Here is a 25,118-nt window from a genome sequence, read left to right on the forward strand (position 1 = left end):
AATACCAGCAGCCGTGGCGCTGCTGTAAATGGTAGCTCAAAAGGTAGATCAATCATGGCTATGGATGCCGAAGGCGCACTGCACAGCACCCAACTCGAAACGCTTTATCGCGTCAGCGTGGTTCTATCGCGGACGCTAGACGTCAAACAGGCCCCGCCAGAAGTGCTGCGCGTACTGGATGACAGTGCCGGACTCACCCGTGGCATGATCAGCGTACTCGATCCGGATAGTGGCGATCTGGTCGTCAATGCCGTACACGGTGTCGAGGCACAGGACTTTGGCCCGGTGCGCTATCAGGCAGGGGAAGGCGTGCTGGGGCTGATCCTGGAAGAAGGCAAAACAGTCGCCCTCCCCTCCATTGCCAGCAATCCACGTTTTCTCAACCGGCTGGGCATCTATGAACGCAGGCTGCCCTTCATCGCGGCCCCCATCCATGTCGGCGGCGCACTCCAAGGGGTGCTCGCCGTACAACCGAACCGGCTTGACGATGGCATGCTCGCCATCCGTGCCCGTTTCGTGGAAATGATTGCCAACCTGATCGGGCAAAGCCTCAAGCTCTCGCTGGAGGTGGCAGAGGAAAAAAAGAGCATCGCGGAAGAACGCGACACGTTGCGCCGCACCGTGCGATCGCAACATGGTTTTGACAATATCGTCGGCCACTCAAGCGCCATGCGGCGCATCTTTGAACAGATCCGGATGGTATCCAAGTGGAATACCACTGTCCTGGTTCGGGGCGAGACCGGTACCGGCAAGGAACTTATTGCCAATGCCATCCATTACAACTCTCCGCGTGCTCGGGGCCCGTATGTGCGCCTGAACTGCGCCTCGCTACCGGAAAACCTGCTCGAATCCGAACTCTTCGGCCACGAGAAAGGCGCTTTCACCGGCGCCGTCACGCAGCGACGCGGGCGCTTTGAAATGGCCGACGGCGGCACCATCTTCCTGGATGAAATCGGTGAAATCTCCCCTGCGTTTCAGGCCAAACTGCTGCGTGTGCTACAGGAAGGCGAACTGGAACGCGTCGGCGGGGGACGCACCATGAAAGTGGATGTCCGCGTCATTGCGGCCACCCACCGTGATCTGGAAGACGCCGTGGACGAAGGCAAATTCCGCGAGGATCTGTACTTTCGCCTCAACGTCATGCCGATCTCCCTGCCCCCGCTACGGGAACGCCTGGAAGACATCCCGGAGATTGCCCGCCACCTGCTCGTGCGTATCGGGCAGATGCAGGGACGTGCGTTGAACTTATCCGAATCCGCCCTCACCCGCCTGACCCAGTATCCTTGGCCGGGTAACGTGCGGGAGCTTGAGAACTGTCTGGAACGTGCCGCTGTCATGTCCGAATCCGGCAATATTGATATCGACCTGATCCGCATCGACCGCCAGCGCGACCTACCCATGGCAAGCAATGCTCCGCGCATTGAGCTGGACGACCCGAACATCGATGAGCGCACCAAGGTCATCGCCGCCCTTGAGCAAGCGGGATGGGTGCAGGCCAAGGCGGCCCGGTTGCTGAACATGACGCCGCGCCAGATTGCCTACCGCATCCTCACGCTGGGAATCGAAGTCAAGCAATTTTGAAAACCGGTTGTTGATTCTGCAGGGATAGCACCTATGGGCAATCAGGCACCAGCCCAACATTAGGCAGGCTGATCGCCCATCACCTACCCTAATGGTACTTAGGCTCAAAGTGATGTGGCGCTATGCTTGGCAGGTTCATCACGCCACCTGCCCAGCGCAACCGCCATGACCTATCCCAAACCCCAAAGCCGTGCGATGCTCGACGAACTCGCCCAGTACGTCATCGCCGAACCCAAACCCTTTGCCGTAGACATCCGCAAATCGCGTGGCATATGGCTCGCCGCCGTGGATGGCGACCGCCTGATGGACTGGTGCGGGCTATACGGTTCGCGCCTCCTGGGCTACAACCACCCACACCTGTACGAAGCAGACTACCTGGAGCGCTTGGGTTTTGCCGCCAACAACAAGATGGCCAACCCGGATTTCCTCACCGAAGAATGCCTGGCATACTACCGTCTGCTGCACCGGCTCGCGCCGGAATGCATGCGCAACCAGCGTGTGGAGGTATACGCGGTCAACTCTGGCGCTGAAGCGGTCGAAAACATGATGAAGTATTTCATCAACCTGCACCATAACAAGCAGCTTGCCCAGGGCAAAACCCCGGCAAACCGCCGCTTCATCTACTTTGAGCAAGCCTTTCACGGCCGCACTGTTTATGCTTTGAACATTACCAAGCTTGCCAACGACCCGATTGCCACGCGAGATTACCAAGGCATCATCCAAGGCAACCTGCAAGTGCCTTTCCCGGAATATGACTCGCGCAAGACCACCGCAGAAAACGAGCGCGAAGTCGATATCTGCCTCGCTAATCTGGAATACCTGATGCGCACCTATGGCAACGAGATCGTTGGCGTGATTCTCGAACCCCTGCAAGGCGCAGGCGGCCACCGTATTGCCCTGCCACGCTTCTATCAGGAACTTTCCAGGCTATGCCACCGTTATGACATCTGCTGGGGGCTGGACGAAGTGCAGACCTCCGGCGGCCAACTCGGCAAGGTCTTTTGTGTTGACCTCTACGACGTACCCTATCCGCCACAAGCCATCGCGGTTGCCAAAAAATTCGGCAATGGTGTCATCTACATGCTCAACCCCATGAAAGACATTGGCGTATTGGATTCCACCTGGGGCGGCAACCTTGCCGACATGGTACGTTTTGTACAGGAATGGAGCGTGGTAGAAAATGAGAAACTCATTGAAGCCGTCCCCGCCAAGGCCGAACAACTCGTTGCTGGCCTCAACAGGCTGGTAGAGCAATACCCGGAAATCATCGGCAACGTGCGTGGGCTTGGGCTCTACCAAGGCTTCACCTTGCTGCGCCAGGGTGATAAGGTGGCGCTGATCAATGACGCACTGGAGCAGGAAAGCCTGCTCCTGCTCGGAGCAGGCACCGACAGCATCCGCTTCCGCCCGCCACTGGATGTCACCCGCGAGGAAATCGGTTTGATGCTTGAAAAATTGGGGCGTCTACTGGCGAAAATGCAGGCAGCCTGAATACACAAGCCCCCGGGGAACGTCAGGCAACGAGTCATCCCGAGCCTCCAGTTTGGCCTTCCCCGCCATGCGGCCCTCATTATGGCCGCATGCCTCATGGGTGATGCGAAATCGTTATGCGGGCATTTCTGCCTACCCGATGAGTGTCCCGCTTACGTTTGTCAGAAAAATTCTTACGTTCATCTCCTCCGCAATACAATCGCCGTTTTGGAAGCAGTTCGCTTTGCAAACGGGGTATGGAATGAACAAATTACAATATTGGGTGATTGCGCTGGGTCTGGCTACGCTGGTAGCCTGCGGTGGAGGCGGTAGCGGCGGGAGTGACTCGGGTAGCTCGTCTTCCTCATCAGGTGGCAGCGCCGCCACGGGGTCATCCACCGGAAGTTCATCATCAAGTTCTTCAGGCTCGTCCTCCAGTTCATCCGGTTCAAGCAGTTCATCTTCGGGCGGGACCTCTTCGAGCGGATCATCTTCCAGTGGAAGCTCTTCGAGCGGCTCGTCATCTGGCGGTACTTCCTCAAGCGGCTCTTCTTCAGGTGGTACTTCCTCCAGTAGCTCCTCTTCCGGCGGAACCTCGTCGAGCAGTTCCTCTTCCGGTGGCACCTCTTCAAGCAGTTCCTCTTCAGGTGGCACGTCCTCAAGCAGCTCTTCGTCAGGTGGCATTGCCTATAAGGGTGTCAGCCTCGCTTCGGCAGAATTCGGGGAATCCTCTCTACCTGGCACTTACGGCAGCAATTACACTTATCCCACAACGGCCGAAGTCGATTACTTCGTGGGCAAAAAGATGAATGTCTTCCGCCTACCCTTCCGCTGGGAACGCTTGCAACAATCGATTGATGCGTCCTTCAGTGCAGATGAATTGGCCCGTATTGACAGCTTTGTCACTTATGCCACGGGCAAAGGCGCCTACGTGGTGCTAGACCCGCACAATTATGCCCGCTACTACGGCAACCTGATTGGTTCATCCAGCATATCGCAGGCGCAATTCGCCAGCTTCTGGAGTACATTGTCCAATCGTTATAAGGGCAACAGCAAGGTGATTTTTGCCTTGATGAACGAACCCCACGATATCGATGCCACCGTCTGGCTCAATGCCGCCAACGCTGCCATTGCCGCCATCCGCAAAACCGGCGCAAACAACCTGATCCTGGTGCCGGGCATCGCATGGACAGGCGCCCATAGCTGGGTTTCCAGTGGGAACTCCACCTCCATGCTGGGCATTACCGACTCGGGCAACAATTACGCCTATGAAGTCCACCAGTATATGGATGGTGACAGTTCCGGCAATTCGGATACCTGCGTCAGCACCACCATCGGCTCAGAACGCTTGGTGGCTTTCACCAACTGGCTGAAAACCAACAGCAAGCGTGGCTTCCTCGGCGAATTTGCCGGTGGTAACAACGCCACCTGCCAAGCAGCCGTCGCCAATCAATTACAGTACGTAACCGACAATTCCAGTGTCTGGATCGGCTGGACATGGTGGGCAGCAGGCCCGTGGTGGGGGAGCTACCGTTTCACCATTGAGCCCTCTGGTAGTACCGATCAAGCCCAGATGAGTTGGCTGGCGGCATTCCTGTAGCCAGGCCAGAAGAATCGTTTGTCTAAAATTCGGCTCATGATCGATGTCGCAAGGATAATATCAGCGGCGTAACCCAATGCACTGCATAAAATAGTGCATCATGGTAAATCCATACAACGCCCCCCTGATCTCAGCCTCGCGGCAAGATCATGACTCACGCTCAAGGCCCAGAGCCATGTCTGACATCAACCCTTACGCACCCCCACAGGCAACACTGGAGAGCGATGCGTTTCAACACGGCAACACCGTTGATGGCGCAGCCGCACTGAACGCCTTTATTGGCCCACGATCAGCCTACTATTTGGCCAAGTGGGATGCCATGCAAGGCAAGAATACATCTTGGAATTTAGCCGCTTTTTTTCTAGGTGCTTTCTGGCTGGTGTACAGAAAAATGTATGCCAATGCTTTTATAAGCATCGGCATACTTGTCGCTTTTCACGTTTTTGAAAACATTCTTGACATTCCAGCGTCAGTTGGCAATATTGCCAATCTTGTCATGGCTGTCATGATAGGAAGATATGGCAATTATCTTTATAAACAAAGAGCAACAAAGGAAATTCAGGAAGTTATACAGTCAAAAGGGCTGACACAGAGTGCTTTATCCGAGATCGCGCAGCGGGGCGGCACTCAACTCGGCGCCGCTATTGGTTTTGCAGTCCTTTTCCTCGCATTAGGCGTTGGCATCACATTTATGCTTGACCCTGGCGCATCCATGTAAAGCCAAAATCAGCCAAACTCAAAAAAGCGATCCCGTCTGTGCCTCTGGCCCAGACGGGATTGTTTTTAGGCAAGCCGTTTACTTTACGGTTCTACATGTTTATCATCCGGGCAGTGAGTTTTATCGCCTTTCCACGTAGTCCCTTCACATTCTGGAGAATCAAAGTGCCCCGCACCTTCGCCATCACCCTCTGATGCCGACGACACCTGCACACGCAGAGTGCCATGGCGTGCCAACGCCTGTTTCTGCTGTGCATGCGGATTGCCTTGAATCCAGTTTCCGTATTGCCCCACCAGTCAGTTCAGCCCTATAGCCTTGCGCTTGAGCGGCTTTGGTGCGCCCGACTTCGTCGGCTCCATGACTTTTTTCTGGAGACGATCATGTCAAACGAATTCAATCCGAACTCATCCTTACCGGATATTCTGAAGTACCCGCGCACCCCACATCTGCAAGGTTCGCGCCTGCAGCCGGGTGATGAAGATCACGCACAGGTGCCATATGCCGCACTGGCCGGCAAGTACATTGTTGTAGAGGAGAAACTCGACGGCGGCAACGCCGGCCTGAGTTTTTCGGCAGGCGGCGATTTGCTGCTGCAAAGCCGTGGACATTACCTTGTTGGCGGGGGGCGGGAGCGCCAGTTCAACCTCTTCAAGCGTTGGGCAGCAGCGCACGAACATCGGCTGCTGGAATATCTGGAAGACCGCTACCTGATGTATGGCGAATGGCTACACAAGAAGCACGCGCTGTTCTACGACAGGCTGCCCCACTACTTCTGCGAGTTCGACATCTGGGACCGCAGCCGTGAAGCTTTTCTCGGCACAGCCGAACGGCATATCCTGCTCAAGGATTTGCCTGTGCTGTCAGTGCCGGTTCTGTATGCCGGACTGGCCCCGCGTCGTCTGCAAGATCTGCTCGCCCTGCTCGGGCCATCGCTGGCCCGTTCCACACAGTGGAAGGCCTGTTTCGAGCAGATTGTGCGCAGCGAGGCACTGGACTATGCAAAAGCATGGCAGCAGACCGACCACTCGGACAATGCAGAAGGCCTGTACATCAAGGTTGAAGAGGATGGACTGACCACCGCCCGTTACAAATGGGTTCGCTGCGATTTTGTACAGGCCATCATGGCCTCCGGCCAGCACCATAGCGAACAGGCTTTTATACCCAACCAACTGGCAGAGGGCTGCGACATCTATGCGCCCGTACTGACCCACGGTTGGCCCAACCCGGAGACTGGATCATGATACATGAGGAAATGATCGAAGCCGCCAATCTTGCCAGCTTGCGGAGCGGTTCAAGCCTGCGTGGGGCACATTATGCCAATTTGCTAGACTGCGTTGCAGCACCGGGGCACACGCCCGACTGGAAAGCACTGCAAGACCTGCTTCCGGCCTTGCTGCCACTGGCGCGCACACCTCAGGCACCACGCTACCACGGCGAAGGTGATGTGTGGACGCATACACAGATGGTGACAGAAGCCATGTGTTCGCTGCCCGATTATGCCGCAGCATGCGCAGAACGGCGCTTCACGCTGTTCTATGCGGCGCTGCTGCATGACATTGCCAAACCGGCATGCACGCGGATTGATCCGGCCACTGGCCACATCGGGCAGCCAGCCCACTCGGCACATGGCGCCATTGATGCTCGGATCATACTCTGGCGCAGCGGGGTGCCGTTTGCCCTGCGGGAGGCCATCTGTCGGCTGATCTTTGCACATCAGATGCCATTCTTTGCCTTGCACGGCAATCGCGCCGGGCATTCGACAGAGTTCATCGTGAGCAGGCTCTCCCATGCCCTATGCATTCGTGATCTTGCCGCACTGGCTGAAGCCGATATGCGTGGGCGTGTGTATGCAGAAGTCGAAGAGGTGTTGCTGGAGATCGAATTGTTCCGCGAACTGGCACGTGAGGAAGGCTGTTTCGACACTCCGCGCCGTTTTGCCGATCCACGTGTACGCATGCGCTACTTCAACGGGGCCGATCTGCATCCGGATTATGAATATCATCATGAACCGGGCTCACGGGTCACCGTGCTGAGCGGCCTGCCTGCCACGGGCAAGAACACCTGGATCGCACATAACAGCGCAGGGCGTCCGGTCGTGGGCTTTGATGATGCACGGGAGGCTTTGGGCCTCAAGCATGGTGAAAACGATGGTCGTGCCGCTCATTACGCGGTGGAACAGGCCAAATCCCTGCTGCGGGCAAAGGCACCTTTCATCTGGAACGCCACCCACCTTTCGCGCCAGATGCGGGGCAAGACCCTTGATCTGCTCTATGCCTATGGCGCAGAGGTTGAGGTGGTGTATCTGGAAGCACCCGAAAACATCATCCTTGCCCGCAATACCAAACGGGATACCACGCTGAAAAACGAGGCCATCCTGCACATGCTGCATCGCTGGGAAGTTGTGCAGCCGGATGAGGCGGACCATGTCTGCTACCTGGGTCAAGCGGCGGCAGAATCCAAAACCCTGCGTTAAGGATGGATTAAGACTCCGTCGTCAGACTCCGCTTCACCTTGGTCTGACAGGAGGTTCCATGTTCCCCATTCGCCGATTGCAACACAGTTTTTTCAGTTTCGCCTGTGCGGTGTTTCTGCTTGGTCTGAGCCTTCCAGGTCAGGCAGAAACCCCACAACAGATTCTGAACAGTTATCAAGACGCCGCACGCACCCAGGCGGCAGGCTTTAGCGCCTCGTCAGGCCGTGGCGGCGAGTTCTTCCGTGCCAAACATGGCAAGGACTGGTCGTGCAGTAGCTGTCATACGAATGACCCCACTGCCACAGGCAAACACATCGTAACCGGAAAGACTATCCAGCCCATGGCGGTAGCCGCCAACCCGGAACGCCTGACCCGGCCGGAGAAGGTTGAGAAGTGGCTGACGCGCAATTGCAAGGATGTTGTTGGGCGTGAGTGTACGGCGGCGGAAAAGGCCGACGTGCTGGCCTTTTTGATCGCAGGCAAATGAGGAGCCCAAGCATGCGCCATCCCACTTCTTTCCTGACTTCGCCCCTTGCCCTGGGCCTATTCATGCTCTGCGCCGTGCCAGCACAGGCTGACGAAGGGCGACGCACACCACCCAATCCACAATATCAGCAGGAGTGTGGCAGCTGCCATGTGGCCTTCCCTGCCCGCCTTTTGGATGAGGGCGCCTGGCGCAAGACGATGGGCAGCCTGGATAAGCATTTCGGCACCGATGCAAGCCTTGATGCAGCAACCCGGGAAGCCATCACCAAATACCTTGTGGCCAATTCGGCGCGACGCGAACGTCCTACCCCACAGGGTCAGCCCACGCAGCGCATCACCGAAACCGCGTGGTTCAAACGCGAACATAGCGAAGTGGGCAGTGCCGTATGGCAACGTGCCAGCATCAAAATGCCATCCAACTGCGCGGCCTGCCATACCCAGGCGGAACAAGGCAGCTTTGGCGAGCACCAGATCCGCATCCCCAAATAACTCCCTTCCCCACTGATAAAATCATCATGACAACAGAGAGCACCCGTATCAAGGTGTGGGATCTTCCCACCCGCATATTCCACTGGTCACTGGCCCTATCTTTCCTGGGTGCCTACATCACGTCTGAAGGCGAGCGTATGCGCGCCATCCACGTGATGTTTGGCTATACCGTACTCGGGCTGGTCGCCTTCCGCATCATGTGGGGGTTGATTGGCACCCACCATGCACGTTTTGCCTCTTTCATCACAGGCCCGGCAAAAATCAAGTCTTACCTCCAGTCTCTTCTGCGACGCGCTCCCGAACATCATGTGGGCCATAACCCAGCCGGAGCGTTGGCTATTGTGGTGCTATTGCTATTGGGTATCTCCACCCCGGCACTGGGCTTGCTGGCGTATAACGACATCGGCCCTGAATGGATCGGGGACGTTCACCAGATTGTTGCCAATGGCATGATGGCCATGGTGGCCGTACATCTGGCCGGTGTCGTGGTCAGCAGTTTTCTGCACCGTGAAAACCTGGCCCGCGCTATGCTCACCGGGTATAAGCTGGGCGCCACCAGTGAAGGCATCGGGGGGACCCGACGTATCATCGGCATCCTGCTCCTGCTGGCAGTCATTGGCTTCTGGGTAGGCTACGGCTGGACCAATCCTGGCGTTCTCCAGGCGGCCACTCAGCAAGCCACCGGCCAAACAGACGGGGATGACGACTGAGCACGGCCCGAACGATGAAAAAATGCCCAGGTGAGAAAGGGCATCCCCCCTTCCTCACCAAGCGCATTAGAATCCATGCATGCCATCACACCTAGCGGTCCCGCTCCCATGCGTGTCCTTGTCGTTGAAGACCATCTGATTCTGGGCGATGCCATCCATGTCAGCCTGCGTCAGGCAGGCTACAGCGTGGATTGGGTCAAGGATGGCGTGGCGGCGGACGCGGCCCTGGCGAGCGAGGATTTCGCCGCTGTGGTGCTGGACCTGGGCTTGCCGCGCCGCTCCGGCCTAGAAGTGCTCCACGCCCTGCGCAGCCAGGGCAAACTGGTGCCAGTGATCATCCTCACCGCCCGCGACACCGTGGAAGACCGCATCCGTGGGCTGGATACGGGCGCAGACGACTACCTGGTCAAACCCTTCGATATGGGCGAACTGGCTGCCCGCCTGCGGGCGCTGATCCGCCGCAGCGCGGGCACGGCGAGCGCAGTGATCCAGGTAGGGGATCTGTGCATCGACCCGGCCAAACACACTGCCACGCTGGCGGGCGAACCTGTGGTGCTCTCCGCCCGCGAATTTGCCTTGCTCCACGCTCTGGCACTGAATGCCGGGCATGCCATGACCAAAGCACAAATCGAGCAGCAGCTCTACGCCTGGGGGGAGGAAACAGAGAGCAATACGATTGAGGTCTTCGTCCATCACCTGCGCCGTAAGCTCGGCGCGGAGGCCATCCGCACCATCCGGGGCGTAGGTTACCTGATGCCGCGTGGCAAAGATGCTGTCTGATTCCCTCAAGCGCCGTGTTGTATTGCTTTGCCTGCTGGTATTGGGCGTCATCTGGATACTCGCCTTGGGCTTGAGCTATCTGGATGCCCGCAAGGAAATCCAGGAACTGCTTGACGCCCATCTGGTACAAACCGCCTCGCTGATTGCCGCCCACCCTGGCGCGGAGCTTGACGAAGTTGAAACCGAGCATCTCCCGGACACCCATCACTATACGCAGAGCATCGGCTTCCAGATCTGGGCAGGCGGTAAAACCCTGGGCCTGCATTCGACCAATGCGCCGAAAACCGCGCTGGGCACCCAGGTGGAAGGATTTTCAGAACGCACAGTCGATGGCAGCACTTGGCGCGTTTTCAGCATCTGGGATCATGATCATGACAATCTGATCCAGGTGGGCGAAAAACTGGCTTCGCGCCAACATCTGCTGCGCGAGCTTGTCGAGAAATTCCTCCAGCCGGTTCTCTACGCGCTGCCCATCCTGGCGCTGCTGCTATGGTTTGCTGTACGCATGGGTTTGCGTCCGCTGGATCGCGTAGCCGGTGAAATCGCCAACCGCCATCCGCAGCGGCTGGACGCTGTAGCCACCGATGGCGCCCCTACCGAAATCCGCCCCTTGATCGTCCAGCTCAACCATCTGCTGGCGCGCGTGGGAGAGTCGCTCGACAACACCCGGCGTTTTACCGCCGACGCGGCACATGAGCTGCGTACCCCACTGGCGGCGATCCGCGCCCAGGCACAGGTGGCACGGCAAAGCACTCAAGCCGATGAGCAGCAACATGCCTTGCGGCAGGTTCTGCAAGCCTGCGATCTGGCCACCCACGTCATCGAACAGCTACTCACCCTGGCACGCCTGGATGGCAGCAGCGCCCCCGAAGCGGAAACAATCAATCTGCGCGAACTGGCTGCCAGCGTGATAGCGGAACTCATTGATACAGCGCTGGCAAAGCATATCGATGTAGCGCTTGAAGATGGTCCGGCGCCGCAAATAGCCTTGCGCCCAGGACTCATGCGCATGTTGCTGCGCAACCTGCTCGACAACGCCATCCGCTACAGTCCGGCAGGAAGCGAGGTCAGCCTCAGCATTACCACCCACCCGGACGCGGTCGTGCTGGACGTGGCAGACAACGGCCCCGGCATCCCCGCCGAGCAGCGCGCCCGCATCTTTGACCGCTTCTACCGCATTGTGGGCAGCAATGAAGCCGGCAGCGGCCTGGGCTTATCCATCGCACAGCGCGTTGCAGACATCCATGGCGGCCGGATTGAGGCGCTCCCCAACCCGGTTGGGCATGGCAGCATTTTCCGTATAAACCTACCTATACAGCGATGACGGAGTGTCGTCAATTTTGACGACGGATCTGCCGACACCCTCCCGCAGCCGACACTCACGTCACCGCTGTCGTCACCGCACTGCCAGCAAAAACCCCTTTACCTTCATGTGCTTGCGCCTGTCTAATCCAGCGCAAAAACCCTTGGCACAAACGCTGCTATAACTATCCGGATAAAGGTGGATTCGAGGCGTCAATGCTCCACCTGCGAACCACATGACACACCCAGCGTTGTGAAAAAGGAGATCTAGGAATGAACCGGTTCATCGTCGCAGAACCCAAGAAATGCATAGGTTGTCGCACCTGTGAGGTAGCCTGCGTCCTGGCGCATTCGGGCACTGCAGATGTCGGGAGCCTGTCTCCCACCAGTTTTGCCCCACGCCTGCGTGTGATCAAGGGCCTGAGCATCAGCACCCCTGTGACCTGCCGCCACTGTGAAGACGCCCCTTGCGCCAACGTCTGCCCGAACGGCGCCATTGTGTACAGCCAGAACACTGTGCAGGTACTGCAGGAACGCTGCGTAGGCTGCAAGACCTGTATGGTCGCCTGCCCTTTCGGTGCAATGGATGTGATCACCGTGCCCGCCACCAAGACCTTCAATGGCGTGACCGTGGCCAACGGTACCAAAGCCGAAGCCCACAAGTGCGACCTGTGCGTGGATCGCGCTGCGGGCCCCGCCTGCGTAACCGTATGCCCAACCAAGGCGCTGCATGTGGTCGACCGCGCCGCCATGGAACAAACCCTGCGCAAGCGCCAGGAACGCGCCGCGCTGGAAGCTGAAAACAGCCCGCTCATCTGACCCGAAATCAAGAATTCCCTAGAAAGGTTTTATCGACATGGAAAAAGTCATCACGGTGTGCCCCTACTGTGGTTCGGGCTGCAAAATCAATCTGCTGGTCGAGAACAACAAGGTCGTCGGTGCAGAAGCTGCCAACGGCGTCACCAACCAGGGTGAGCTGTGCCTGAAGGGTTACTACGGCTGGGACTTCCTGAACGACACCAAGCTGCTCACCCCGCGCCTGAAGCGCCCCATGATCCGCCGCCAGCGCGGTGGCGAACTGGAACCGGTGAGCTGGGACGAGGCCATCAAATTTGCCAGTTCCCGCCTGATGGCGATCAAGGAAAAGTATGGCGCCAATTCGATCATGACCACCGGTTCCTCACGCGGCACCGGCAACGAATCGAACTACGTCGCCCAGAAATTCACCCGTGCCGTGCTCGGCACCAACAATATCGACTGCTGTGCCCGCGTCTGCCACGGCCCCTCAGTCGCGGGCTTGATGGTCACGCTGGGTAACGGTGCAATGAGTAACTCGATCTGCGAGATTGAGGATACCAAGTGCATCCTGGTGTTCGGCTACAACGCAGCCGATTCGCACCCCATCGTGGCCCGCCGCATCATCAAGGCCAAGGAAAAGGGCGCCAAAATCATCGTCTGCGACCCGCGCTACATTGAAACGGCGCGTCTGGCCGACCTCTTCCTGCCGCTGAAGAACGGCTCCAACATGGCACTGGTCAACGCCTTTGCCAACGTGCTGCTCAACGAAAAGCTCTACAAGCCAGAATTCGTGGCTAACTACACCGAAGGTTTCGAGGAGTACAAGGCCATGGTCGCCAAGTACACCCCGGAATACACGGCAGAGATCACCGGGCTGGACCCGGCACTGGTGCGCGAAGCCATCCGCATGTACGCCGCAGCACCTTCGGCCACCATCCTGTGGGGCATGGGCGTCACACAATGGGGTCAGGCTGTGGATGTGGTCAAGGGCTTGTCGAGCTTGGCGGCCATCACCGGCAACCTGGGCCGCCCGAACGTGGGCGTGGGCCCGGTGCGTGGTCAGAACAACGTGCAAGGTGCCTGCGACATGGGCGCACTGCCCAACACCCTGCCCGGCTACTACCCGGTCACCGATGCCGCTGCCCGCGAAAAATTCGCCAAGGCTTGGGGTGTTCCGAGCATTTCCGGTGAAACGGGCTATGGCCTGACCGATGTGCCGCACAAGATTCTGGAAGGCAAGATCAAGGCGAACTACGTTTTCGGTGAAGATCCGCTGCAAACCGAGCCGGAACTGAGCCTCGTGCGCAAGGCCTTTGCTGAGCTGGAACTGCTGATCGTACAGGACATCTTCATGACCAAGACGGCCATGATTGCTGACGTGATCCTGCCCGCCACCTCCTGGGGCGAACACGAAAACGTCTTCTCGGCGGCTGACCGTGGCTTCCAACGCTGCTACAAGGCCATCGATCCGCCCGCCGACCATGATGTGAAGCATGACTGGGAAATCCACAGCTTGATGGCCACCGCCATGGGCTATCCCATGCATTACAACAATGCCAAGGAAATCTGGGACGAGCTGCGTGGCCTGTGCCACCTTTACACCGGTGCCACCTACGAGAAGATGGCGAACCTGGGTTACGTGCCCTGGCCCTGCCCGACCGAAGACCACCCCGGTACGCCGTGGCTGTACGAAGGCAACAAGTTCGACACCGCCAGCGGCAAGGCCCTGCTGTTCGCCGCCGAATGGCGCGCTCCGCTGGAAAAGGTGGATGCCGAATACCCGCTGGGGCTGTGCACGGTGCGCGAAGTGGGTCACTACTCCTGCCGCTCCATGACGGGCAACTGTACCGCCCTGCAAACACTGGCTGACGAACCGGGCTTCGTGCAGATTCACCCGGATGACGCCAAGCAGTTCGGTATCGCGGATCAAGCCCTGGTGTGGATCTCCTCGCGCCGTGGCAAGGTCATCACCCGCGCCAACTACAACGACCGCGTCAACAAGGGCGCTGTGTATATGACCTACCAGTGGTGGATCGGCGCCTGTAACGAACTGACCGTGGACCACCTGGACCCGATCTCCAAGACACCGGAGTACAAGTTCAGCGCTGTCAAGCTTGAAGCCATTGCCGATCAGGTATGGGCAGAAAACCACGTGCAGGAACTCTACGGCAAGATGAAGGCTGACATGCGCAAGGCCGCAATGGCCTAAGCACCCGCCTGAGTCTTTCACGGAACCGAACATCCCGGCCTTGCGCCGGGATGTTCGGTCGTTCGCTGAAAACCGGCCTCTTATCGTGAATCCAGCCCCCGCCCCCTGTCTGCAAGACCGCTTTGGACGCCGCATTGATTACCTGCGCCTGTCGGTCACGGATCGTTGTGATCTACGCTGCAGCTACTGCCGCCCAAAGAATTTCGATGGTTACGCCGAGCCTGCAGATTGGCTGAGCTTTGCCGAAATCGAACGCGTGGTCGCCGCTTTCGCCCGCCTGGGTGTGGCACGGGTACGGCTGACCGGAGGGGAACCCCTGTTGCGGCGGAATCTGGTCGATCTGGTCGGCAATCTCGCCGCACTGCCAGGGGTGCAGGATCTGTCGCTCTCCACCAACGCCACCCAGTTGGCCAAGCATGCCGTAGCACTCAAGGCCGCGGGGCTGCGCCGCATCAACGTCAGCCTGGATTCGCTCGACCGCGACTGCGTGGCGCAGGTGTGCGGACGCGACACGCTGGGTGCCATCCTCGAAGGCATTCTCGCGGCCAAAGCTGCAGGCATCGCCCCCATCAAGCTCAACATGGTCTTGATGAAGGGCATCAATGACCACGAAGTCGAGCACATGGCAGAGTTCTGTATTGCGCACGGCTTCATCCTGCGCATGATTGAAGCCATGCCGATTGGTGAGGCTGGCCGCAACACGCATTTCCTCTCACTCGAAGCGGTTCGTCCCCGTCTGGTGGAGCGCTTCGGCTTGCAGCCCTGTTCGCTCGAACTCGGGGGCGGCCCGGCGCGTTATTGGGCCACCGCTGACGGGCAAGCCCAGATCGGCTTCATCACCCCGATCACCCAACACTTCTGCGCCACCTGCAACCGCGTGCGTCTGGCCGTGGATGGCACCCTCTACCTGTGCCTGGGCCAGGAAGAGCGCTTTGAATTGCGCCCATTGCTGCGTGACGGTGCCAGCGATGCCGAGCTGGAAGCCGCCATCCGCAGCGCCATCGAGCTCAAACCCAACAAGCACGAATTCATCGAAGCGCCGGGGCAGATCATGCGCTTCATGTCGCAAACCGGCGGCTGATCGCTGCTGATCCAGAACCTTACTTTTTCCTGATCTGCGTGTTTTGTAGGCGACCCAGCCACACCGGCAGTAGTATTTTCATTTAAGTGTTGCACAATTAAATTGCGAGCAATACAATTCAACTCAGCAGCACACTTTCTTGAATGAAACCCACTTGGAGACTGATCATGAAACAACTCTACACCACACGCGCCATTGCAAATGGCGGCCGTAACGGTAAGGTTCGTACTGAAGATGGCGTGTTTGCCACTGATTTGGCCATGCCCCGCGAACTGGGTGGCACGGGCAAGGCACCCAACCCGGAGCAACTGTTTGCAGCAGGCTATGCAGCATGTTTTGAAAACGCCGTGCTGCACATCGCCCGTCTGCAAAAGCTCCCGGTACGCGATACCGAAGTGGCCGCTGATGTGGCGCTCAATGCCGGGGAAAATGGCGCATTCGTGCTCTCCGTCGCCCTGCACGTCAGCCTCGCGGGGCTTGATCAGGCTGCGGCCGAAGCGCTGGTCGCCCAAGCCCATCAGGTCTGCCCCTATTCGAACGCCACTCGTGGCAATATCGAGGTCACGCTGACCACCCTGGCCAAGGCCTGATCGAGCCTGAAGCCTGTGCCCTTGAGCCTGATGCGTGATTCATCAGGCTCAAATTATTTAGAGAACCGCAGCATGACCGACGACCTGCTCGCCCTGGACAACCAGCTTTGCTTTCCGATCTACGCGGCAAGCAATATGCTCAACCGGCTCTACCGCCCGCTGCTGGATGAGCTGGGGCTGACCTACCCGCAATATCTGGTGATGCTGGTGCTCTGGCAATCGACCCCCCGGAGTGTGGGGGAGTTGGGGCACACGCTCTATCTGGATAGCGGGACGCTGACCCCCTTGCTCAAACGCATGGAAGCCCAAGGGCTGATCCGCCGCCAACGTGCGCCAGACGATGAGCGCCGGGTGCTGATCACACTGACCGAGGCAGGACACACCCTGCGCGAGCGTGCCAACGCCGTGCCCAACGCCATGCTCTGCAAGATCGACACGCCCAGTGGCGAGCTTGCGCAACTGCGCGAGCAACTCAAGGGCCTGACACAAAAACTTGACCAGGCCCTGGCGCGCCGGCAATAAGCATAAAAAACGGCCCCCGCCTATAGCGGGAGCCGTTACAGCACTCAATACATCAGCGATCAGGGTTTGATGGGGACAATAGAGGTAATGTGGGGAGCCCCTGCCCCCGGTAGTGGTGCAAAAATGTAGACCAATGTGGGATAGGCAACAGCCCCAGGCGCCACAATGCTGGCCTTGCACAGGTAGCAATAATTCATCCCGGCAACAACCTGGGCGGCAACCTGTAGGGGTGCATAATCCACACCCAGAGGTTTGACCACCCCTGCAAAGATTTTCTGTTCGTCAGCACTCAAGGCATGGAAGCCGCTCCATCCACCTGGAATGGCATGGCACTCCACGACCATCTTGATGGCAGTGATATGTGGCACCCCTTGCAGCGGTTGATAGACATACACTTCAACCAAACTGGTACAGCCCCCAGGATAAACACCGGTTGCATCGCACAGGAAGCAGTAATTGGTACCGGATACCGTCTGAGTTGCCACGGCGATAGGCACATACTTCACGCCCGTCAGCTTGCCAGCGGTCTGATCAAAAACAGCCTGCGCCTGTGCAGAAATCGTGAAATCAAAAGCAGTCCAGTTACCTACTACGGTTTGCGTATCCATGATTCAGTTTCCTCATTATGGTTGTAGGCGGATACAAGCCGCCATATTCGGAGTGTTGGGATGTTGCCAAACTACATAGGCCATTGCACACGCAGTTTTCAGGCAGACATGAACACAAAGCCATCCAGAAACCAATGCTTTTCCGTTGCCTCACCGCAAAAACAATGAGCAAAATGTATTGTGCATGTGATCTCCATTGGCATTGTAGACCGAACAAAAATTAAGAAAGGCGACTGTTCGGGCTGCCCTTTTTAAGAATTTCCATAACGTGCTTTAACACTGAAACAGTATAAAAACGTCATCAAATACATATATTTCATTACGCCTGAAAATATGTGACATATGCCAAACATATTCAGCATCAAATACCCGCCTTTACGTTGAAAGCGATTACAGAGCAAGACCATAATCCGTACCACAATTCCGCGCCACAATTTCAGCGCATTCTTTCGGCGCACTCCCCGTCGCTTTCCAAAGCAGGTGTATGAGGCAGGCCATCGGGAGTAAACTGGCGGCATGCTCAACACACAAACACCCTCCTGCCCCCTCCCTTCCGAAGAGGGCCCATCCCCCCAGGCCGCACTACAGGTTCTGCGCCTGCGCCAAGGGCAATTGCAGCAATGTGCCGATGTGGTGGCGGAGGAATTCCCCGTCGCCCTGGTGTTCAATGGCATCTCGCATGCGGTGATGATGACTTCACCGCAGGATCTGGAGGAGTTCGCCACCGGGTTTGCCTTGTCTGAAGGCATCATCAGCAAACGGCAAGATATCCATGACCTGGAGGTGCATTTCTACCCTGATGGTGCCGAAATCCAGCTCACCATCGCCCAGACCGCTTTCCTCAAGCTCAAGGAGCATCGCCGTACCCTGACGGGCCGTACCGGCTGCGGGGTGTGCGGCACAGAAAGCCTCGCGCTGCTGGATCTGGAGCCGGAGGCTTTGAAAGAAACCGCCGCCTTCACAGTCGAACACGCCACCATCCAGCGCATCCTCGCCGAGCTACCGCCCTACCAAGTATTGATGCAGGCCACCGGCTGTGCGCATGCAGCGGCCTGGTGCAGCCCACAAGGCGAGGTACTCCGTGTGTTTGAGGACGTGGGGCGCCATAACGCGTTGGACAAGCTGTTTGGCTGGATAGCGCGAAACGATATTGATGCCCACCAAGGGCTGGTTTTTCTCACCAGCCGGGCAAGCTATGAACTGGTCCGCAAGGCCGCCCGCATGCAGGTGCCGGTGCTGGCCACAATTTCAGCCCCCACCGCGCTGGCCGTACGGATCGCACAGGCCGCAGGCATCCGCTTGATGAGTTTCTGCCGCCAGAATGGCTTTGTGGAATACCCCAAGGAATAAACAGCGACCTATTCCGTTTCTAGATCAAGCCAGTGATCAGCTCACGGCAAGGCGAAGTCGACAAAGCGCGGGGGGCCTAGAAATGGAATTATTCTTCGGACTGACCGATATCCCGGGTTGATATCCCCAGGCGCTGCATGCGCGAGAGCAGCGTGGTGCGTTTGAGACCCAGACGGGCCGCCGCACCACGTGGGCCAGCAACGATGCCGTTGGTTTCCTTGAGCACGCGCAGGATGCGTTCGCGCTCTGGCTCTGAGGCATCTGCCAGCTTGGGCAGATCCGGCAGACGCGGGCTGGCTGATGCGGCATGCAGAGTGCCGCTTTTCCAGGCCACCGGGGCCAGATGGTATTGCAGCTCCTGCACGGGAAGATTGAGCACCGGGCCACGGGTGAGGATCACCGCCCGCTCAATCACGTTTTCCAATTCACGCACATTCCCTGGCCAGGGCAGGCTGGCAAGGTGGGCAAGCACCTCATCTGGAATGCTCTCAATACGGCGATTCATGCGGCGGGAAATCTTCTGCACAAAATAGCGCGCCAGCAAGGGGATATCCTCAGGGCGCTCGCGCAGCGGCGGAATCACCAGTGGGAAGACGTTCAGGCGATAGTAGAGATCGCTGCGATATTGGCGGTCGGCCACCATCTGGGTCAGGTCGCGGTTGGTGGCAGCGATCAGGCGTACATCCACCGAGATGACCTTCTGCCCGCCCAGGCGCTCAATCTCCCGCTCCTGTAAGGCGCGCAGCAATTTGGGCTGCAACTCCAGCGGGATGTCACCCACTTCATCAAGGAACAGCGTGCCCTTGTCCGCCAACTCAAAACGACCCAGGCGTTGCGAAGTGGCCCCGGTGAAGGAGCCTTTCTCATGGCCGAACAGATCGCTTTCAAGCAAACCGGAGGGGATCGCGGCACAGTTGATCTTGACCATGTTGCGCGCTTTGCGATCACTCAGGTTGTGGATCGCGCGTGCCAGCAATTCCTTGCCTGTGCCGGTTTCGCCCAAGATCAGCACGGTGCAGTCACTGGCGGCAACCATCTCAACCTGTTCGAGCAGGTTGCGCATGGCTGCACTCTCGCCCACGATCTCGCCAAAGGTACTGAAGTTGCGGATTTCCTCGGCCAGATAGAGGTTTTCGCTGGTCAGCCGATCTTTGAGGCGTGAAATTTCCTCATAGGCCGCCACGTTGTCGATGGCAATGGCCATCCGCGCCGCGATTTCCTGCAACAAGTGCTGGTTGTAGTCGGAAAAGGCATCAGGCTTGGCATGCGCAAGATTGATCGCCCCAACCACCTTGGCCCCGGACACCAGAGGCAGGGTGCAGGTTACCTGGAAACCACGGGAGGTCAGCAGCGCCAGCTCGTCGTAATTTTCAGCTAGGCGTTCCATCTCCATGCGACTGGCCAACAACATGGCCCGGCTCTGAAGGACCTGCCCGGCCAATGAGGCGCTCAGTGGCATGGTGACCGTGGCCCGCGTACACAGCCCGTGCGGGGGGTAGTACACCGAGTGGGAGCGTAACTGCTTGGCGCCCAGATCGAACAGATCCAGGCTCAGATAATCAATGCCGAAGAAGCGATGGATCGTCTCTGCAACTTCAGCGACCAGATCCTCAATACTCAGCTTCGAAATCACCGCATTGGTGACTTCGACCAGGATATGGAAATGGTCGCGCTCACGGCGCAGCCGTTCCAATTCCGACGCAGAGTAGTGGTCGCTCCCCAGCACGTTCGATCTCGCTTCCTGTATTGCGCACCCGGCTGACACGTATTGTGCCCAAGAGGCTGGATTGAACATGATATGGCATCATGCCGTCAATCATCATCCAACAAGGCTCAGCAGAAAAAACAAAAGCCCGCCAAAGAGCGGGCTTTTTGCCAAACAATCCAACCACGCGAAATTAACGCTTGGAGAATTGCTTACGACGACGTGCCTTGCGGAAGCCGACTTTCTTACGTTCCACTTCACGGGCATCACGGGTCACGAAACCAGCGCTCTTGAGCACGGGCTTCAGTTCCGGGTTGAAGTCGATCAGAGCGCGGGTGATACCGTGGCGCACTGCACCGGCTTGACCGGATTCGCCACCACCGGTCACATTGACCATGATGTCGAAGCTGGCAAGGTTTTCCGTCAGTTGAAGCGGCTGACGCACGATCATGCGGCCGGTTTCACGGGAGAAAAACACATCAACCGGCTTGCCGTTGACAACGATGTTGCCAGAACCTGCCTTGATGAACACACGAGCGACCGCAGTCTTGCGACGGCCCGTGCCATAGTTGTACTGACCAATAGGCATTGCGCGCTCCTGTTAGATGTCCAACACCTTGGGCTGCTGGGCGCTGTGCGGGTGCTCGGCACCGGCGTAGCACTTGAGCTTCTTGAGCATGGCGTAACCCAGAGGACCCTTGGGCAGCATGCCCTTGACGGCCTTTTCCAGTACGCGAGCGGGGAAGCGCTGTTGCAGCTTGGTGAAATTGGTTTCGTAGATGCCGCCCGGGTAACCGGAGTGGCGGTAGTACTTCTTGTCTTGAGCCTTGTCGCCAGTCACACGCAGCTTCTCGACGTTCACCACAATGATAAAATCACCGGTATCGACGTGCGGCGTATAAATAGCCTTGTGCTTGCCACGCAAACGGCGGGCAATCTCGCTGGCCAGACGACCAAGCACCTTGTCGGTCGCATCGACGACGAACCAGTCGTGCGTCACTTCATGCGGCTTGGCGGAAAAGGTCTTCATCAGAGTTTCCTCTAGTCTTTTATGTCTTGTTGCGCTAACAACCAAAATTGCTGATCGCGGAAAGCTGGTGATTATAGAGAAACCAAAACGCCGGTGTCAATGACCCGGCGCTTAATTATTCCCTGATTCCGAAAAACTTAGGCGTGATCGTCGCTGTTGGTCGGGGAAGGCTCGGCAGGATTGATGTAGGCAAACGGCAAACCTACAAAAACAGCACCACCCACGATATTGCCCAAAGTGGCAAAGATCAGATTATACACGGCATCGGTCGCGCTGATCTGTCCATTACCAAGCAAGGACATCGAGAAAGTCCCCATATTGGCAATCGAGTGCTCAAAACCGAGATACAGGAAGATGAACACAACCAGGATCAGGACTGCGATCTTGGCAATGTCTTCCTTGCAGCGCAAGGCCAGACGCACCGCCAGACACACCACCCAGTTGGCCAGAATCCCCTTGACGAAGATCACCCCAGCGGCCTGATGTACCTTGTGCGCAGCCCCCGTATAGAGTGCGTGATCCAGCGGCAATTCCGCCAGCACGTTGGCCGCATAGAGCAGGCCCGCCACGATGAAGGCGCCCACCATGTTGCCAAAATAGCAGGCGATCCACAGCAGAATAGTTTGCCCCCACTTGGTACGCCCTTCGGCAGAAGAGACGGCCAGATACATGTTGTTGCTGGTGAAGAGTTCGGCATTGGTAAAGACGATGATGGTCAGGCCCACCCCGAAAAAGGCCGAAGCGACGACCTTGCCATAGGGAGTGTCATGCAGGTTATGCATCAGCGACCAGAACACGAACAGCACGATGGACAGGTACATGCCTGCCAGCACCGAGCGGGTCATGTAGCGTGCGGGGTCTTCGTTGAGCAGTGAGACTTTGCGCAAACCGCTATCTGCCGCCTTCTCGACATAAGGACGATCAACCATGAAAAAACTCCTGTTATATTGATTTGAGATACGAGGGGGATGCGTGCAAAGGGCGTCATTGGATCACAAGACGGTGTGAACGACTTTGACCCAGGCAAACTGAGCGATATTTACAAAAGAATATAGCGAAAAAATACTCAATGATTCCAAGCGTTTGTCTGTGGATAGCTTACAGCCGCTGGCGCACTTGCTCAAACAGACAAACGGCTGCGGCTGCGGCCACGTTCAAGGATTCGATCACACCCGGCATGGGGATGCGCACCTCATGGTCGGCCTGCGCGATCAATTCGGCAGGCACGCCCTGCCCTTCGGCACCAAACACCCAGATGCCGGGCTGGCGCAAATCGAGCGCATAGAGCGACTCACTCCTGCGCCCCAGGCTGGTCACGTAGCTCGGCAGCGGGCAGACTGCCAGAGATGCAGCCAGATCGCAGGCGTCCACAATCCGAAGCTGGAACTGAGCCCCCATTCCGGCGCGCAAAGCCTTGGGCGACCATGCGTGGGTAGTGTGCCGATCCAGCCAAACTTCGCGCACGCCTGCGGCCACGGCGGTACGCAGCAAGGTGCCCAGATTGCCAGCATCCTGCACCCCGGCCAGCGCCAGCACATCCTGCGCCAGTGCAGACGCCTGAAGGTCCGCAGGCACCGCAATTTCGGCCAACAGGCCGGTTGGGGTCTGTACCGGACTCAGCACCTTGAAAAGTGCAGCCGAGAACACCAGGACTTCTTCCGGGGGCTGTTGCACAGTGCGTGCCAGGATTTGCTGCGCCAAGGCTGTATCGACCACATCCTCGCGCAATACCAGGCGCTTCAAGGGCCAACCCGCCTCCAGCGCCGCCAGCAACAAATGGTCGCCATCCAATACGCTGGCCCTCTGCTCGCGCCGATACCGTGCATCTTCGTTCAAGGCACGCAGATGCTTGAAAGTGGGGTTATCGCGTGAGCTGATGAACTTCATTCATCCCCCGCAAACAGGTTGCCCTGCGCCAGAATATTCTGTACCGGAGCGTAGCTGCGGCGGTGTTCGGGCGTGACTCCGTATTTGGCCAGCGCGGCAAGATGCGCTGCAGTGGGATAGCCCTTATGGGCCGCAAAACCATACTCGGGATAGCGTCGATCCATTTCCAGCAACTGCGCGTCACGGGTGGTCTTTGCCAGGATCGAAGCCGCAGAGATTGCGGGTTCAGTCGCATCGCCCTTGACGATGGCACGGGCCGGAATCTGCAACTGCGGCGGCACGCGGTTGCCATCAATCAGCACTTCATCGGGTTGGATTTTGAGCGCGGCCACAGCCCGGCTCATGGCCAACATGGTGGCATGCAGAATATTGAGGCGGTCGATCTCTTCCACCGAGGCTTCCGCCACCGCCCAGGCCAGGGCATCACGACGGATCAGTTCGGCAAGCTGGTCTCGCTTTTTGGCCGAGAGCTTCTTGGAGTCGTTCAAACCTTCAATCGGCTTGGCGGGGTCCAGAATCACCGCCGCAGTGACCACCGCCCCGCAGAGCGGCCCACGCCCGGCTTCATCCACCCCGCAAATCAACACGGACATCAGTACCCCACCTGTTTGAGAATCGCCGATGCCGCTTTTTCGGCATTGTTCTGGCGCAGTTGATCATGAATCGTATCGAAACTCTGCACAAGCTGTGTGCAGGCATCCGCATCATCCAGCCAGCGGGCAACTGCCTCGGCAAGTTTTTCTGGCGTAGCGTCATCCTGCAACAGCTCTGGCACCAAGGATTCACGGGCCAGAATGTTGGGCAAGCCCACCCAAGGTAGGTAGGCCATGCGCCGCACGATGCGGAAGGTCATGCCGCCAACCTTGTAGGTAATCACCATGGGGCGCTTGAGCAAGGCGGCTTCCAGCGACGCTGTACCGCTGGCTACGATCACGACATCGGCCGCTGCCATCGCTTCGTGGGCATGACCAAACATCAGGCGGACCGACAGATGCTGGGCTTCGGCCTGACAAAGTTCATGTTCGAAGATATCGCGCGTCTGGCGCGTGATCAAGGGCACCAGGAAGTGCGCATCCGGGTAGCGCTCTGCCAGCAGTTTGATCGCGCCGACCATGCAGGCGGCCAGCCGACTGACTTCGCCGACACGGCTGCCGGGCAAGACCGCCACGACACGCGCATCCGGCTCAAGCTTCAAAGCCTCCCGCACCGCATCGCGGTCAACCCGGTCCGGGAACTCGTCGGCCAACGGGTGGCCTACGTAGCTGGCCTGGATGTTGTGGCGGGCATACAGCTCCGGCTCGCAAGGGAACAGGCACAGCACTTGATCGGCTGAACGGCCGATTTTATGCACACGCCCACCACGCCAAGCCCAGATCGAGGGGCTGACGTAATGCGCCGTTTTAATCCCGGCTTTGCGCAGGCGCTTCTCCACCCCAAGATTAAAGTCTGGGGCATCCACACCAATGAAGATGTCTGGCGGCTCGGCTTTCAGACGTTCGAGCAAGCCACGCCGGATACGCAACAACTCGGGCAGACGCTTGAGGGCATCCACATAGCCCATCACAGCCAGGGATTCGGCAGGCCACCATGCCTCAAAACCCTCGGCCTGCATCCTTGGGCCACCGATCCCACAAAACGAAATATCCGGGTTTGCTTGTCGCAAAGCCCGGATCAGATGTGCTGCAAGCAGGTCCCCCGAGGCCTCGCCCGCAACCATGGCGATACGCAT

At 58.1% G+C, this 25,118-nt stretch carries 26 protein-coding genes; 17 read left to right on the forward strand and 9 right to left on the reverse strand.

Annotation, left to right across the window (positions count from 1 at the left end; genetic code table 11):
* Positions 1 to 54 precede the first annotated feature (54 nt).
* Together nifA and B145_RS0119890 are read left to right on the forward strand one after the other, a co-directional pair.
* Complete coding sequence (gene nifA, locus B145_RS0119885) at positions 55 to 1,581, forward strand: nif-specific transcriptional activator NifA (RefSeq protein ID WP_157288536.1); 1,527 nt, start codon at positions 55 to 57, stop codon at positions 1,579 to 1,581.
* 126 nt (positions 1,582 to 1,707) lie between these two features.
* Positions 1,708 to 3,072, forward strand: a complete 1,365-nt coding sequence (locus B145_RS0119890) for an aminotransferase class III-fold pyridoxal phosphate-dependent enzyme (protein WP_211209882.1) — start codon at positions 1,708 to 1,710, stop codon at positions 3,070 to 3,072.
* A 132-nt stretch (positions 3,073 to 3,204) separates the two neighbouring features.
* On the opposite strand, the gene B145_RS29405 is transcribed toward B145_RS0119890, so the two are convergent.
* Positions 3,205 to 3,735 (reverse strand): hypothetical protein, encoded by a 531-nt coding sequence (locus B145_RS29405; RefSeq protein WP_018609711.1) that lies wholly within the window; start codon positions 3,733 to 3,735, stop codon positions 3,205 to 3,207.
* Here B145_RS29405 and B145_RS28265 point away from each other — a divergent pair.
* From B145_RS28265 to B145_RS0119970, 14 genes are all read left to right on the forward strand, one after another.
* A complete protein-coding gene (locus tag B145_RS28265; protein ID WP_245541893.1) occupies positions 3,734 to 4,651 on the forward strand; it encodes a glycoside hydrolase family 5 protein in 918 nt (305 codons plus the stop codon). The two genes, B145_RS29405 and B145_RS28265, sit on opposite strands and share 2 nt — an antisense overlap.
* A 175-nt stretch (positions 4,652 to 4,826) precedes the next feature.
* Positions 4,827 to 5,369: a DUF2628 domain-containing protein gene (locus tag B145_RS0119905; RefSeq protein ID WP_018609713.1), complete on the forward strand. Its 543-nt coding sequence runs from the start codon at positions 4,827 to 4,829 to the stop codon at positions 5,367 to 5,369.
* Positions 5,370 to 5,749: 380 nt separating this feature from the next.
* Positions 5,750 to 6,610, forward strand: coding sequence for an RNA ligase family protein (locus B145_RS0119915; RefSeq protein ID WP_018609715.1), 861 nt, complete (start codon positions 5,750 to 5,752; stop codon positions 6,608 to 6,610).
* A complete protein-coding gene (locus B145_RS0119920) occupies positions 6,607 to 7,842 on the forward strand; it encodes an AAA family ATPase (RefSeq protein WP_018609716.1) in 1,236 nt (411 codons plus the stop codon). Before B145_RS0119915 ends, B145_RS0119920 begins: the two co-directional genes overlap by 4 nt.
* 58 nt (positions 7,843 to 7,900) lie before the next feature.
* Entirely contained in the window at positions 7,901 to 8,329 is a 429-nt protein-coding gene (locus B145_RS0119925) for a DUF1924 domain-containing protein (protein WP_018609717.1), read from the forward strand.
* Between the two features lie 11 nt (positions 8,330 to 8,340).
* Positions 8,341 to 8,817, forward strand: a complete 477-nt coding sequence (locus B145_RS0119930; RefSeq protein ID WP_018609718.1) for a diheme cytochrome c — start codon at positions 8,341 to 8,343, stop codon at positions 8,815 to 8,817.
* 26 nt (positions 8,818 to 8,843) lie between these two features.
* Positions 8,844 to 9,527, forward strand: a complete 684-nt coding sequence (locus B145_RS0119935) for a cytochrome b/b6 domain-containing protein (RefSeq protein ID WP_018609719.1) — start codon at positions 8,844 to 8,846, stop codon at positions 9,525 to 9,527.
* A 108-nt stretch (positions 9,528 to 9,635) separates the two neighbouring features.
* Positions 9,636 to 10,307, forward strand: a complete 672-nt coding sequence (locus B145_RS0119940; protein ID WP_018609720.1) for a response regulator — start codon at positions 9,636 to 9,638, stop codon at positions 10,305 to 10,307.
* Complete coding sequence (locus tag B145_RS0119945; RefSeq protein ID WP_018609721.1) at positions 10,297 to 11,631, forward strand: ATP-binding protein; 1,335 nt, start codon at positions 10,297 to 10,299, stop codon at positions 11,629 to 11,631. Before B145_RS0119940 ends, B145_RS0119945 begins: the two co-directional genes overlap by 11 nt.
* Positions 11,632 to 11,882: 251 nt before the next feature.
* Entirely contained in the window at positions 11,883 to 12,428 is a 546-nt protein-coding gene (locus B145_RS0119950; protein WP_018609722.1) for a 4Fe-4S dicluster domain-containing protein, read from the forward strand.
* Between the two features lie 37 nt (positions 12,429 to 12,465).
* On the forward strand, positions 12,466 to 14,616 hold the full coding sequence (fdhF, locus tag B145_RS0119955) for a formate dehydrogenase subunit alpha (protein WP_018609723.1): 2,151 nt from the start codon (positions 12,466 to 12,468) through the stop codon (positions 14,614 to 14,616).
* Between the two features lie 85 nt (positions 14,617 to 14,701).
* Positions 14,702 to 15,697: a GTP 3',8-cyclase MoaA gene (gene moaA / locus B145_RS0119960; protein ID WP_018609724.1), complete on the forward strand. Its 996-nt coding sequence runs from the start codon at positions 14,702 to 14,704 to the stop codon at positions 15,695 to 15,697.
* Positions 15,698 to 15,864: 167 nt separating this feature from the next.
* A complete protein-coding gene (locus B145_RS0119965; protein ID WP_018609725.1) occupies positions 15,865 to 16,287 on the forward strand; it encodes an organic hydroperoxide resistance protein in 423 nt (140 codons plus the stop codon).
* A 72-nt stretch (positions 16,288 to 16,359) separates the two neighbouring features.
* Positions 16,360 to 16,809, forward strand: coding sequence for a MarR family winged helix-turn-helix transcriptional regulator (locus tag B145_RS0119970; protein ID WP_018609726.1), 450 nt, complete (start codon positions 16,360 to 16,362; stop codon positions 16,807 to 16,809).
* A 59-nt stretch (positions 16,810 to 16,868) separates the two neighbouring features.
* Here the strand turns inward: B145_RS0119970 and B145_RS29150 are convergent, their stop codons facing one another.
* Entirely contained in the window at positions 16,869 to 17,417 is a 549-nt protein-coding gene (locus tag B145_RS29150; protein ID WP_018609727.1) for a hypothetical protein, read from the reverse strand.
* Between the two features lie 516 nt (positions 17,418 to 17,933).
* Here B145_RS29150 and fdhD point away from each other — a divergent pair.
* Positions 17,934 to 18,767, forward strand: coding sequence for a formate dehydrogenase accessory sulfurtransferase FdhD (fdhD, locus tag B145_RS0119985; protein WP_018609728.1), 834 nt, complete (start codon positions 17,934 to 17,936; stop codon positions 18,765 to 18,767).
* An 88-nt stretch (positions 18,768 to 18,855) separates the two neighbouring features.
* Here the strand turns inward: fdhD and B145_RS26425 are convergent, their stop codons facing one another.
* The 7 genes from B145_RS26425 to lpxB form a co-directional block, all read right to left on the reverse strand.
* Positions 18,856 to 20,562 (reverse strand): sigma 54-interacting transcriptional regulator, encoded by a 1,707-nt coding sequence (locus tag B145_RS26425; protein ID WP_157288537.1) that lies wholly within the window; start codon positions 20,560 to 20,562, stop codon positions 18,856 to 18,858.
* Between the two features lie 103 nt (positions 20,563 to 20,665).
* Complete coding sequence (gene rpsI / locus B145_RS0119995) at positions 20,666 to 21,061, reverse strand: 30S ribosomal protein S9 (RefSeq protein WP_018609730.1); 396 nt, start codon at positions 21,059 to 21,061, stop codon at positions 20,666 to 20,668.
* A gap of 12 nt (positions 21,062 to 21,073) precedes the next feature.
* Entirely contained in the window at positions 21,074 to 21,502 is a 429-nt protein-coding gene (rplM, locus tag B145_RS0120000; protein ID WP_018609731.1) for a 50S ribosomal protein L13, read from the reverse strand.
* Between the two features lie 137 nt (positions 21,503 to 21,639).
* Positions 21,640 to 22,431 (reverse strand): formate/nitrite transporter family protein, encoded by a 792-nt coding sequence (locus B145_RS0120005; protein WP_018609732.1) that lies wholly within the window; start codon positions 22,429 to 22,431, stop codon positions 21,640 to 21,642.
* Between the two features lie 169 nt (positions 22,432 to 22,600).
* Positions 22,601 to 23,389: a TrmH family RNA methyltransferase gene (locus B145_RS0120010; RefSeq protein ID WP_018609733.1), complete on the reverse strand. Its 789-nt coding sequence runs from the start codon at positions 23,387 to 23,389 to the stop codon at positions 22,601 to 22,603.
* On the reverse strand, positions 23,386 to 23,982 hold the full coding sequence (rnhB, locus tag B145_RS0120015; protein ID WP_018609734.1) for a ribonuclease HII: 597 nt from the start codon (positions 23,980 to 23,982) through the stop codon (positions 23,386 to 23,388). The genes B145_RS0120010 and rnhB overlap by 4 nt, the downstream gene beginning before the upstream one ends.
* Positions 23,982 to 25,118, reverse strand: coding sequence for a lipid-A-disaccharide synthase (gene lpxB, locus B145_RS0120020; RefSeq protein WP_033407723.1), 1,137 nt, complete (start codon positions 25,116 to 25,118; stop codon positions 23,982 to 23,984). Before lpxB ends, rnhB begins: the two co-directional genes overlap by 1 nt.

It is taken from the genome of Uliginosibacterium gangwonense DSM 18521 (genome assembly GCF_000373965.1).
Classification (GTDB): Bacteria; Pseudomonadota; Gammaproteobacteria; order Burkholderiales; family Rhodocyclaceae; genus Uliginosibacterium; species Uliginosibacterium gangwonense.